This is a genomic window from Pelosinus sp. sgz500959 (assembly GCF_042610375.1).
Lineage (GTDB): Bacteria > Bacillota > Negativicutes > DSM-13327 > DSM-13327 > CTSoil-075.
This window is the reverse complement of record NZ_JBGJZL010000002.1, coordinates 234,719-247,837: the sequence shown is the minus strand read 5'-3', so window position 1 is coordinate 247,837 and position 13,119 is coordinate 234,719. Positions and strand designations below refer to the sequence as shown.

At 36.0% G+C, this 13,119-nt stretch carries 11 protein-coding genes; all 11 read right to left on the bottom strand.

Annotation, left to right across the window (positions count from 1 at the left end; translation table 11 throughout):
- Nucleotides 1-67: 67 nt before the first annotated feature.
- Entirely contained in the window at nt 68-328 is a 261-nt protein-coding gene (locus ACAN52_RS03860; RefSeq protein WP_007934279.1) for a stage V sporulation protein S, read from the bottom strand.
- Nucleotides 329-452: 124 nt separating this feature from the next.
- A complete protein-coding gene (locus ACAN52_RS03855) occupies nt 453-1,238 on the bottom strand; it encodes a TIGR00282 family metallophosphoesterase (RefSeq protein ID WP_378952499.1) in 786 nt (261 codons plus the stop codon).
- 44 nt (nt 1,239-1,282) lie between these two features.
- The gene (locus tag ACAN52_RS03850) at nt 1,283-1,807 is read right to left on the bottom strand and encodes a hypothetical protein (RefSeq protein WP_378952496.1); all 525 of its coding nucleotides are present in this window, start codon (nt 1,805-1,807) and stop codon (nt 1,283-1,285) included.
- 149 nt (nt 1,808-1,956) lie between these two features.
- Entirely contained in the window at nt 1,957-3,498 is a 1,542-nt protein-coding gene (gene rny / locus ACAN52_RS03845; RefSeq protein ID WP_378952493.1) for a ribonuclease Y, read from the bottom strand.
- A gap of 301 nt (nt 3,499-3,799) precedes the next feature.
- Nucleotides 3,800-4,261, bottom strand: coding sequence for a regulatory protein RecX (locus ACAN52_RS03840; protein ID WP_378952490.1), 462 nt, complete (start codon nt 4,259-4,261; stop codon nt 3,800-3,802).
- Nucleotides 4,248-5,300: a recombinase RecA gene (recA, locus tag ACAN52_RS03835; RefSeq protein WP_378952487.1), complete on the bottom strand. Its 1,053-nt coding sequence runs from the start codon at nt 5,298-5,300 to the stop codon at nt 4,248-4,250. Before recA ends, ACAN52_RS03840 begins: the two co-directional genes overlap by 14 nt.
- 264 nt (nt 5,301-5,564) lie before the next feature.
- Entirely contained in the window at nt 5,565-7,145 is a 1,581-nt protein-coding gene (locus ACAN52_RS03830; RefSeq protein WP_378952484.1) for a DEAD/DEAH box helicase, read from the bottom strand.
- 36 nt (nt 7,146-7,181) lie between these two features.
- Nucleotides 7,182-8,423: a competence/damage-inducible protein A gene (locus ACAN52_RS03825; protein ID WP_378952481.1), complete on the bottom strand. Its 1,242-nt coding sequence runs from the start codon at nt 8,421-8,423 to the stop codon at nt 7,182-7,184.
- Between the two features lie 166 nt (nt 8,424-8,589).
- Nucleotides 8,590-9,927: a 30S ribosomal protein S12 methylthiotransferase RimO gene (gene rimO, locus ACAN52_RS03820; RefSeq protein ID WP_378952478.1), complete on the bottom strand. Its 1,338-nt coding sequence runs from the start codon at nt 9,925-9,927 to the stop codon at nt 8,590-8,592.
- A 23-nt stretch (nt 9,928-9,950) separates the two neighbouring features.
- Nucleotides 9,951-10,985 (bottom strand): ABC transporter substrate-binding protein, encoded by a 1,035-nt coding sequence (locus ACAN52_RS03815; protein ID WP_378952475.1) that lies wholly within the window; start codon nt 10,983-10,985, stop codon nt 9,951-9,953.
- Between the two features lie 186 nt (nt 10,986-11,171).
- Nucleotides 11,172-13,064, bottom strand: coding sequence for a YgiQ family radical SAM protein (locus tag ACAN52_RS03810; RefSeq protein ID WP_378953098.1), 1,893 nt, complete (start codon nt 13,062-13,064; stop codon nt 11,172-11,174).
- Between the last annotated feature and the right edge of the window lie 55 nt (nt 13,065-13,119).

The window sequence follows — 13,119 nt, the reverse complement described above, 5'->3', positions numbered from 1 at the left end:
TTCTTATATTAGTGTATCATAAAATGAAATAAATAAAACCTGTTCAAGATGAACAGGTTTTATTTATTTAACGTGGCTGGACGATCAATTTCATGGCTGTCCGTTCTTCACCATCAATTAAAATATCTGTAAAGGCAGGGATGCAAATAAGGTCCACACCATGTGGTGCTACAAATCCTCTTGCAATCGCTACTGCTTTTACTGCTTGGTTGAGCGCCCCTGCCCCAATGGCTTGCATTTCAGCACCGCCACGTTCTCTTAGCACTCCAGCCAAAGCACCTGCTACAGAATTAGGATTGGATTTTGCTGATACTTTTAAGACTTCCATTTTTTCGAATACCCTCCTTTAATTTAGAAAAGCAACTAATAAAGTCCTTATGATATCAGTATTCGTTATCCACCCAAAAAATTCCTTTTTTTATGTTGAGAAAAAAATCAATTTATTAAAAAATTCAATTTTTTAGTTGTCGTTGTATTCGTATGATCTGAGAAACTTTATTTGAATGATCATCAATTTGGAGAACGATCCCACAAAATAGAGTATGATCATCCATTGAGACATTAAATTTAGTTGGTAATCCTGTTAAAAATTTTTGAATAACAGGTTCCCTATCCACTCCCAAAATAGAATTATAAGGGCCAACCATACCAAGATCAGAAATATAGGCAGTTCCTTGTGGTAAAATGCGTTCATCTGCAGTTTGAATATGGGTATGGGTACCTGCCACACATGACACTTTTCCATCAAGATACCATCCTAGAGCTGCTTTTTCAGAAGTAGCTTCTGCATGAAAGTCTATGATAATAATTTCACATAAATCTTTAATCTCCGTAAGAATTTGATTCACAGCGCGAAAAGGACAGTCAACGGGTGGCATAAAGACACGCCCTAAAAGATTAATCACAGCAACCTTACGATTTTTGATTGACCTTATATAATAGCCCTTACCTGGTGTATCCAGTGGATAATTAGCAGGACGAATTAAAGAATTCTCCTCATCAATAAAATTGAAGATTTCTTTCTTATCCCAGACATGATTACCTGTTGTAATAATATCAATCCCCATAGTTAGCAATTCTTCCAATACTTTTCCTGTAATACCGACTCCACCAGCTGAATTTTCACCATTTGCAATAATTAAATCTAAATTATATTCCTGCTTTAGAATCGGAATATAATGGGCGGCTGTATTCCGGCCAGGGCGACCACAAATATCACCAATCATCATGATGTTCATTTAATCCATCCTCCACGATAATAAAGACTTGACTTATACAAGTTTTATTTATTAAATACCAATACTCGGCCATTTTCGCGAATACCAATTAATGCATGCAAATGATGATGTGCTTTTATATTTGCCAACATATCTTCAATCACTTCTTCTTGCATCAATAAATCTTCTTCGAAAGGAGAATCACTACCATCAATAATTAAATATTTTTTAAAGTTTTCGCGCAATAAAGTAATCATTAAAGTAAGTTCACTTTTAGATAGAGTATACACATCTCGAATAATGGTTAACATAGCAACTTCAGAATATGTATCTAATTGTATCTCTGATATTTTCAGCGGAAAACCCTCTAGCATATTATATGCACTAATGCTACTAGTTAGCAAATTCTTAATTGTAGAAAATTCAAATTCAGGTGGTATCGTCGACAACATAAATTTAAAATTTAGACATTTTTTTTGTGGATCAAATTTAATCGTACCGATCTCAGGATAACGCACTAGAATGGATATTAGTAAATTAACACCATCAGAAATTTGTTCATTATTTAATTCAAGATTAGGCAAAAACATCACCATCCATTCATAATATAAAGAAAACTTGGCTTACGCCAAGCCCCATTTTACCTTTACTTGGAATCAAAAATCCTTATATCTTCTGATTCCATCAGAAAGGACTTGGCATGTGCCAAGTCCTCAGAAGGTCATTTTAATCTTACTGTTTATTTAGCATAATCCACAGAACGTGTTTCACGAATAACAGTTACTTTAATTTGTCCTGGATACTCAAGTTCACTTTCAATTTTCTTGACAATGTCCCTTGATAGACGAACAGATTGCAAGTCATCTATTTTATCTGGTTTGACCATAATGCGAATTTCTCGCCCAGCTTGAATTGCAAAAGATTTCTCTACACCCTCAAAAGACTCTGCTATTTCTTCTAGTCGGGTTAAGCGTTTCAAATAGCTTTCAAGACTTTCACGACGAGCACCAGGGCGGGCTGCAGAGATGGCATCAGCAGCAGCAACTAATACTGCTTGTACTGTTGTTGGCTCTTCATCCCCATGATGAGCACCAATCGCATTAACGACTTCAGGTGATTCACGATATTTTTTGGCTAAGCTCATGCCTAATTCAACATGAGAGCCTTCCATTTCATGGTTAACGGCTTTACCGAGGTCATGCAAAAGACCAGCTCGTTTTGCAAGCATGACATCAACACCAAGTTCAGCGGCCATAACACCTGCCAAATGTGACACTTCAATCGAATGCTTAAGAACATTTTGTCCATAGCTAGTGCGATATTTTAGACGACCAAGAAGTTTAATTATCTCAGGATGAAGTCCATGTACTCCAGTTTCAAAAGTAGCTTGTTCACCAGCTTCTTTAATCCGTTGTTCGACTTCTTTTTGGGCCTTTTCAACCATTTCTTCAATACGAGCCGGATGAATTCGACCATCAGCAATGAGTTTTTCTAACGCTATTCTAGCGACTTCTCGACGAACAGGGTCAAAACCAGACAGTATAACAGCTTCAGGAGTATCATCAATAATAAGATCAATACCAGTTAGTGTTTCCAAGGTTCTAATATTACGTCCTTCGCGTCCGATAATACGACCTTTCATTTCATCATTAGGTAGTGCTACGACTGAAACAGTCGTTTCAGCAACATGATCTGCAGCACAACGCTGAATGGCTAAAGAAATAATGTTACGCGCTTTTTTATCAGCTTCCTCTTTAGCTTGTTGCTCAAGTTCTTTAATCATGATTGCTGTTTCATGTTTAATTTCCTCACGAGCATTATCAAGTAATAAATTTCGAGCTTCTTCCGATGTTAATCCGGATAACCTTTCTAGCTCAGCAAGTTGCTTGACATACAAATCATTGATTTTTTCTTGACTTTTATCTACTTCAGTCTCTTTGCGACTGAGAATCTCCTCTTTCTTTTCAAGGGAGTCCACTTTCCTGTCAAGATTTTCTTCTTTTTGCATCAATCGACGTTCTAAACGCTGGAGCTCAGAACGACGTTCTTTAATTTCACGTTCTAATTCACTTCTGAGTTTGTGAATCTCCTCTTTCGCCTCAACGAGTGCTTCTTTTTTCTTGGATTCACTTGAACGTTCTGCTTCGACTATTATTTTTTTCGCAGCTTCTTCCGCTGAGATTATTTGTGCTTCAGCAGTTTTTTTACGTAACCAATAACCTACTCCAGAACTCACGATAGCGACAGTGATAGCGGTTACAATAATTTCAAATATAATCATTACACCTCCTTCAAATTAGTTAAATGCTAAGGGTAAAGCTCAGTATTATGACTCAGCTTCTAAAAGGTTTTTGCAATTACCCCCTACAGTAATTGATTTTCTTAGAAAGTTTTACTAATTAATTATACAATTGGCTAATTCAATTGTAAATGTTTTTCAAAGTAGTGTCAAGTTATCACTTTATGTCTATCATTATAACATCTAATAAAATCCAATTTTTACATAGATAGCCTTATATTTTCTAATATTACCCAATAAACATAATTAAGACTTGGCAAAAGCCAAGTCTTAATTATGTTTATTAGATTTCAAAGTCATTCATCTTTTCAACAACTTTATGAATAACAGTTGTTGAAAAACCTCTCGTTGCCAAAAAACGATAGATTTTTTCTTTATTGGTCTCATCCCATGATTTAAAACGCTTTTTAACAAGTTTCAAAGCTGCTTGCCATTCTTCTTCCGAATCATGACTATTTTTTACAGTTTGAATGATGCTATCTGGCACACCATGTTGCTTTAGTTTTGAAATAATAGTATATAAGCTATATTTACCCATCTTAGAATATTTCATAAATAACTGATTAGCAAAATCAGCATCATTTAAATATCCATATTCTAATAAACGAAAAACAGCCTTGTCAACTTCATCAATTGTATAGTCTTTATGATACAATTTTTGACGTAATTCATATTCACTATGAGAACGGCGAGCGAGTATATAAAGTGCTGCCTGCCAAGCATCTTTTTGATTATTCAATGGCAAAGTCGTCAGCCGCATCGATTGTTGGTACTGGAGCTGTTGTCGCAACTAATAATTCTCTAATTTTTTTGTCAATCTCATTAGCAACATCAGGATTTTGTTTAAAGAATTCTTTAACATTTTCCCGGCCTTGTCCAAGACGAATGTCCTGATAGGAATACCAAGCACCACTTTTATTGATGACTTCAAATAGCGTACCAATATCTACAAGACAACCTTCATGTGAAATTCCTTCTCCATACATAATATCAAATTCAGCTTGTTTAAAAGGTGGAGCCACTTTATTTTTAACAACTTTTACTTTAGTGCGATTACCAACAATGTCATTTCCTTGTTTAAGGCTTTCACCTCTGCGCACTTCTAATCTGACTGATGCATAGAATTTTAAAGCTCGTCCACCAGTTGTTGTTTCTGGATTACCAAACATAACCCCTACTTTTTCACGGATTTGATTAATAAAAACAACAATTGTTCGGGATTTGCTAATAATACCGGTTAATTTACGCATCGCTTGTGACATCAATCTAGCATGCAAACCAACATGGGAATCACCCATTTCACCATCTATTTCAGCTTTGGGCACTAAAGCTGCAACTGAGTCAACAACAATAACATCAATTGCATTACTCCGTACTAAGGCTTCAGCAATTTCTAACGCTTGTTCTCCATTATCAGGTTGAGAAATCAGTAAATTATCAATATCAACACCAAGGTTCTTAGCATATACAGGATCTAATGCATGTTCAGCATCAATAAAAGCGGCAAGACCACCAGCTTTTTGAGCTTCAGCAATCATATGAAGAGATACGGTGGTTTTACCAGATGATTCAGGACCATAGACTTCGATGATTCTCCCCCGAGGTAGACCTCCAATACCAAGAGCAATATCAAGGGGTAATGCACCTGTTGGAATGATTTCTACATTCATCCGAGCAGCCACTTCGCCTAATTTCATAATTGAACCTTTACCGAAATCTTTTTCAATTTTGCGCAGGGCACTATCCAGTGCTTGCATTTTATCCGATTTTTGTGATTTTTCCACTGATTAATCATCTCCCTTATATATCTCATTTTACAAACATTTGTTCGTAATGTCAATAGCTCTGCTTACATTATTAGGAAATTTCTTCAAATTATACAAGATTATAAGATTAATTACAAAAAGAGGGCAATGCTGCCCTCTTTTTGTATACAGAATAAAGAAAGAAAATCACTTTCCTTATTACAAGCAAGAATGACTAAGGCTTTTGCCTGCGTCTGATGACTTAGCTGAGCCAAGTCTTTTCTTAACTATTTATTTTGCAGATTATCTGCTTTTTGCAGGCTCAACATTGATTTTAAAGCCTTTAATAGAATTTTTGTGCATTGCTGCTACAACACGTTCCGCAACATCTTCAGGGATTTCAACAAACGTGAATTTTTCATAAATATTAATTACCCCAACAGTGTTGCCAGGAATATCAGCAGATTCAGCAATTGTACGCAAAATATCTTCAGGGCGTATTTTTTGCGCTCTACCAATATTAATAAACAAACGAACCATACCTGGTGCCGCGCCAGTATTACCAAAGTTAGGTTTTTCTTCTTCGACAACACATTTTTCTTTAAAACCTTCTTGAGCAAGTTTTAAAGCTGCTGCTGCAATTTCTACTGGATCATAATCAGCTGCCAAGTCTACAATAATATCTTGGTAGACATTAAAATTGCCCTGTTCAATAGTTTGTAACAAACGATTTTTAATCATTTCACGTTGACGATCTAAGATATCAGCCGCTGATGGTAATTGCTTACGTACAATACGTGAACGAGTTAATTTTTCAATGAGCTTAAGTTGTCTATATTCCCGTGGATTAATAAAGGTAATAGCAACACCAGATCTACCAGCACGTCCTGTACGGCCAATACGGTGAACATAAGACTCATTGTCTTGAGGAATATCATAGTTAATAACATGGGTAATGTCATCAATATCAAGACCACGAGCAGCAACATCAGTCGCTACTAGTATTTCAAGCTTACCATCACGGAATTTTTTCATAACGCGATCACGTTGCGCTTGACTTAAGTCGCCATGGAGACCATCCGCCATATAACCTCGTGCTTGTAGTGAGGCTACAAGATCATCTACACCCCGTTTAGTGCGACAGAAGATGATAATTTTACCCGTTGTTTCTACATCAAGTACGCGGCATAATGCTTCTAATTTTTCCCGAGTTTCATAATAACATTGATCAATAAGAGGAACAGTAAGTTGTTCTCTGCTGACTGCAATTATTTTAGGGTTATTCATATATTTTTTAGCTAAGTTAGCAATTGGACCTGGCATAGTCGCTGAAAATAATAAAGTTTGTCTTCCTTCCACAGGAATTTGTTGAATGATCGTTTCAATATCATCAACAAAGCCCATATCAAGCATTTCATCAGCTTCATCAAGAATCAGCATTTTAACGCTATCAAGTTTGATTGTTCTGCGGCGAATATGGTCGAGTAGACGACCTGGTGTCCCGATAACAACTTGTACACCCATGTGTAATGCTTTAATTTGTCGATCAATTGGTTGACCACCATAGATTGATAATGTTTTAATGCGCTTAAATTTACCGATTTTAGCTAATTCTTCAGCGACTTGGATTGCAAGTTCACGGGTAGGAGTCAGAACTAAAACTTGTATTTGGCGACCTTCTGTAATACGCTCAATAGCCGGTATACCAAAAGCTGCTGTTTTACCTGTCCCTGTTTGTGCTTGACCAATTACATCATGTCCTTCAAGTACCAATGGAATTGTCTGACTTTGAATCGGTGATGGTTCCTCAAAACCCATTTCCGTAATAGCTGTTATTAGTTTTTTGCTTAATTGAATAGTACCAAATAAATTCGTTTCACTCAATGTGTATAGCCTCCTAAATTTTATTAAGTTATTATATTATAACGATAATGTATACTGTCGTAGCATATGTAAAGCGGCTTGCGATATACGATATTTAATGTCAATGCGTTGACCATTAAATGTGTATTTTTTACACTGTATACCATTCGGGCCATCAATTGCAATATATACCGTTCCAACAGTTTTGGTTGGAGTAGCGCCAGTTGGACCAGCTATGCCGGTAATTCCCATTCCAAGAGTAGCAGTAAATTTCTGGCGAATACCAGTAGCCAGAAGTGATGCTGTTTGATGGCTTACAGCCCCATAGTCAGTAATAATTTGTGGCGGTACATCAACAAAATTGCTTTTAATTTCATTGGTGTAACAAACTATAGAGCCCATAAGGTAATTAGAACTACCAGAGATATCCGTAATGCGACTGGTAATCAGCCCACCTGTGCATGATTCGGCTAATGCAATAGTTAACTGTTTTTCAGCTAAAATTTTGCCAATATTTGCTTCGATAGTATCATTATCCAAACCCCAAATGTAGTCGGCAATACGTTGCCGAAGTTGTTCCTCAAGCTTAGCAATTAACTGCTCAGCTTCAATGACTGTATTACTTTTTGCCGTAAGGCGAATGATAACCTCTCCTTGCTTTGCAAGCAAGGCAATTGTCGGATTGGATTGGGAGATAATAAAATCTTTAATTTTTTCCTCGAGAGCTGATTCGCCAATACCATATGTATGTAGTATTTTTGAAACAATGATTCCTTGTATTGGAAATCGTTGCTTCAGATAAGGAATTATGGCATGTTCAAACATCCATTCTAGTTCATGTGGTGGACCAGGTAAATGAATGATTGTTTTACTATCATGCTCAATGATGACTCCTGGAGCAGTGCCGCGCTCATTTTTAATAACGATAGCACCTTCGGGTATCATTCCTTGACGTAAATTACTATCTGGCATAGGTATCTGTCGATTGGCAAAAAACATTTTAATGTTTTCTACACTATCATCATCTAATAGTAAGGGGCGGTTTAAAAGGGTCGCTGTTACTTCTTTCGTAATATCTCCTTGGGTTGGTCCTAATCCACCTGATGTTATGATGAGGTCAGATCGATGCAATGCATGAGTCAATACTTCTGTCATGCGTACCTTATTATCACCTACAGTCGAGTGATATAAAACATCAAAACCTAATTCATTTAATCGTTGTGATAAAAAAGGTGTATTAGTATCTATGATTTGACCTAAAAGTAATTCAGTACCAGTGGTCACTATTTCTACTATCATTGAAAATCACTCCCAAAAAAGATGCACCGAAAACAGATATTATATGCCATTATGAGTAAAGCAATATAATAGAAGCAATTGAAACTTCTAAAGCAATCACCTCATAATGGCAATCCGATGTTTTCAGAAGGCTTATAGAAAACCATACTCATTATGTCGGATAAAATTAATCGGCTAATTTAACAGCTACAACATCATACGTAAACCCTTGAACGATCTTTGCTTTCACCACATCTCCAGGTTTACAGTCAATAGCATTTTCAACAAAAATATGTCCATCTACATCAGGTGCCTCTCGATATGAACGACCTGATACAATATTATCTTCTTCCGTACTTCCTTGCTCAATTAAGATATCAAGTACTGTCCCTTCTAACTCTTGATTCAGTTCCTCAGATATTTGGCACTGCAAAGACATTAGATTATGATAACGTTCTTGTTTCACTTCTTCAGAAATTTGATTAGGAAGATTATTTGCTATTGTATCCTCTTCTTGAGAATAAGTAAATACCCCAACTCTCTCAAAACGCTGATCCATTACAAATTGTCGTAAATTCTCAAAATGTTCGTCCGTTTCTCCTGGAAAACCAACAATAAAAGACGTACGAATCGTTATGCCAGGAATATTAGAACGTAATCGCGCTAATAATTTTTCAATATCACTGCGACCATCTTGACGAAGCATAGCCTTTAAAATATCATCATGAGCATGTTGCAAAGGTAAATCAATGTATTTGCAAATTTTAGGCTCAGTAGCAATCAACTCAATCAGTTCATTAGAGAAATATTTAGGATAGCAATAAAGTAATCGCACCCACATAAGATCATCAATTTTAACGAGTTCTTTTAAAAGCTCAATTAATTGAGGTTTACCATACAAATCACGACCATAGCTTGTAGTATCTTGAGCAATTAAATTAATCTCTTTTACACCACTTGCAACGAGATTTTTAACTTCAGCAACAATTGATTCAGTCGTACGACTGCGAAATTTCCCACGAACTTTTGGAATGACACAATAGGAACAACAATTACTACAGCCTTCTGCAATTTTAACATAAGCACTATAAAAAGGTGTTGTATTAATACGTGGCATATTTTCATTATAAAGAGTATTTGTTTCGTCAATCAACAATGCACGATTTTTATCAATGATGGTCGTATTAATTGCTTCAATAATACGATGCCATGCTCCAGTGCCAACAATTGCATCAACTTCAGGCAATTCATCTAGTAAATCCTGTTGATAACGTTGACCAAGGCAGCCAGCGACAATTAAACACCGACATTTACCTTGTTTTTTATACTCAGCCATTTGAAGAATCGTTGAAATGGACTCTTCTTTTGCTGACTCTATAAAACTACATGTATTAATAATTAAAATATCGGCTTCCTCTGGATTTTCAGTAATGGTAATATGATTGGCGGCCAATAGACCTAACATGACTTCAGTGTCAACAAGGTTTTTAGCACATCCCAGGCTTATAAACCCGGCTTTTAACATGAACGTTCCCCCTAGAATCTGTTTTATTTAGAAGCGAATCTTACTGTTTTTACCCATTTATCAAGCAACTGACTCTTCTGTTCAGTTGTAAAATTCTCTTTATCTTCTAACAGTTTAATTTTTTTTGTACTATATTGTTTATAAATAAGCGTTTCAGGATTCGTAGGCACCAGATAAAAATTATTGGTTGCTAATGCATTTTGAGCCGTATCTTGCAGTAACCAATCAATAAATTGTTTAGCATCGCTTTCATGTTGTGTACCTGAAACCAGTCCTACTCCAGTGAGTATGAAAGCAGTCCCATCTTCAGGATAAATCAACTTAATAGGAAATTTATTATTAATATAACGCAAAGTTTCACTTTGTGTAGCAATGGCAATATCAGCTTCACCCATTCCAACCATACGCACAGGGGTTGCTAGAAATTTAGCATATTGTATAATTTGTGGATGGATTTTCTTTAAATAGGTAAAGGTTTGCGTTTCTCCATTTATAGCGATTAAAGTATAGAACAAATTAGCAGAGGCTTCTGCTGCCAAGAAATCTGTCAAACATATACGAAATTTATTATCTTGCACAAGATCATTCCACGTAGTAGGTACTTTAGGTATATTCCCAATAAAATCTTGATTCACAGCAAAAACAATCGGATCATACCAAAGACCTGTCCAAGAATTTTCTTCATCTTTAAAACGTTCAGGTATAATATCAGTCTGCTCAGAAGTATAGGATAATAATACCTTATTTTTTTTAGCTTGCTCCAAGACCGTTTGATTCGCAATAATAACATCAGCATAAGATTCAGCCGTTCTCACTTTAACACGTGCCAGTAAATCTTGTTCCGATAAAGGTACAAGATTTATGCGTACACTTTGTTTCTTTTCATATTCTTGTGCTAATAAAGAGATTTGTTCTATTGGTAATGTCGTATAAACATTAATATGTTTTACATTATCTGGATTTGTTTTACCAGCATAGCCCGATAAATAAGTAATACCAGTAATAATTGTCACTAAAAAGAAAAATGCTATTAATAAAAGTGGTTGATAGCGACGCATACTCTACCTCCATTATCAATTAGACCAACAATACTATATAACTTATTTGCAAACTATGCAAGTTTTTTTTCAATAAATAATAAAAAAGTTCAAACCAACCTCTCAAATATTATACCCATTATTAACATATTTATATACCACTGCTTTATATACCACTGCCAAAAAGCAAACTGAATTTCATAACGTCTACTTTCTAACTTTTTTCGTTGGTAAATGATCTTTTTTACGATACGTTGATTTAGTCGACTTGCTTGTTAAAGTCGTCGGTTTATTCGTCTGCCTTTGAGGAGGACGAATGAGACATTTCGGTCCATGCCCAATCAGATCTTGACGTTTTGCTTTCGTAAGAGCTTCATAAACCAGAGTATAGTTTTTAGGATCCCTATATTGCATTAATGCTCGTTGCATTTTTTTCTCATGAATGTCTTTAGCAACATAGACTTTTTCACCAGTTAAAGGGTTCATTTCAGTATAGTACATGCAAGTTGATAAACTACCAGGAGTTGGAATAAAATCCTGTACTTGCTCGGGACGATAATTTAAATCTCGAATAAATTCAGCGAGTTCGATTGCCTCTTTCAATCCAGCACCAGGGTGACTCGACATGAAATACGGGACTAAATATTGTTCTTTGCCTAAAGATTGGTTAATACGGTTATACGCTTTACTAAATTTCAAATAGACATTTTTACCTGATTTTCCCATTAAATTTGTAACTTGAGAGGAAATATGTTCTGGTGCAACTTTAAGCTGTCCACTAATATGATGTTCACATAATTCACGTAAGAATTCTTCGCTACTTTTGTCAGCAATCAAGTAATCGTAACGTAGTCCTGAGCGGATAAAGACTTTTTTGACACCAGGCAAGGAACGTAATTTTCGCAATAGAGTCAAATACTCCTGATGATTGGCATTTAATTCCTTACATGGATTTGATCCTAGACACTGGCGTCCTTTACAAGTTCCACGGTCAGATTGATGTTCACATGATTGTATGCGAAAGTTAGCCGTCGGACCACCAACATCATGGATATAACCTTTAAAATCAGGCATACTAATAATTTTTTTTGCTTCATCAATAATTGATTCTTGGCTACGACTTTGAATAATACGTCCTTGGTGAGAAACAATAGCACAAAATGAGCAACCACCAAAACAACCACGATGGCTGACTAAACTAAATTTAACTTCTTGAATTGCAGGGACTCCACCAGCTGCTTCATAGTCAGGGTGATACGTACGTTGATATGGAAGACTATACACTTCATCCATCTCAGCAGTCGTCAGTGGCATTGCGGGTGGATTTTGCACGACGGAAAATTCACCATGATTCTGTACGAGTATTTTACCACGAATGGCATCTTGCTCTTGATACTGAATTTTAAAAGCATTTGTAAAATCTTTTTTATTTGCAGCAACCGCATCATAACTAGGTGTTTCAATATAATCCCAAAGATGCTCAAGTGATTCAGTTTTATAACAAGATCCGTGTACATTGCGAATATCAGCAATATTGATTCCTTGATTGAGTTGCTCAGCGATTTCCTTAACTTGTTTTTCACCCATACCATATATAAGTAAATCCGCTCTACTATCAATCAAGATTGAACGACGCACAGAGTTTGACCAATAATCATAATGAGCAAAACGTCGAAGACTGGCTTCAATACCACCAATAATGAGAGGTATGTTTTTCCAGACTTCACGAATTCGATTACAGTAGACAATCGTGGCTCGATCAGGCCGACAGCCAGCTTTGCCACCAGGTGAATAATTATCACTGCTACGATATTTTTTGGCAGCCGTAAATTTATTTAACATAGAATCAAGATTACCAGCTGACACGAATACACCTAAACGAGGTTTACCCATTTTTTTAAAATCAAGAGTTGAACGCCAATCTGGTTGGGCAATAATCCCGACTCGGTATCCATATTTTTCAAGTAAACGTCCAATAATAGCAGGGCCAAAACTTGGATGATCAACGTAGGCATCACCGCTTATAAATAAAAAATCTAATCGATCCCAACCACGCTTAACCATATCTTCTTTACACATTGGTAAAAAATCATTCTTCATCATTTTATTTCTCCTAAAAAAAACTTGGCTTATGCCAAGCTCTCGTTGTTTCTAT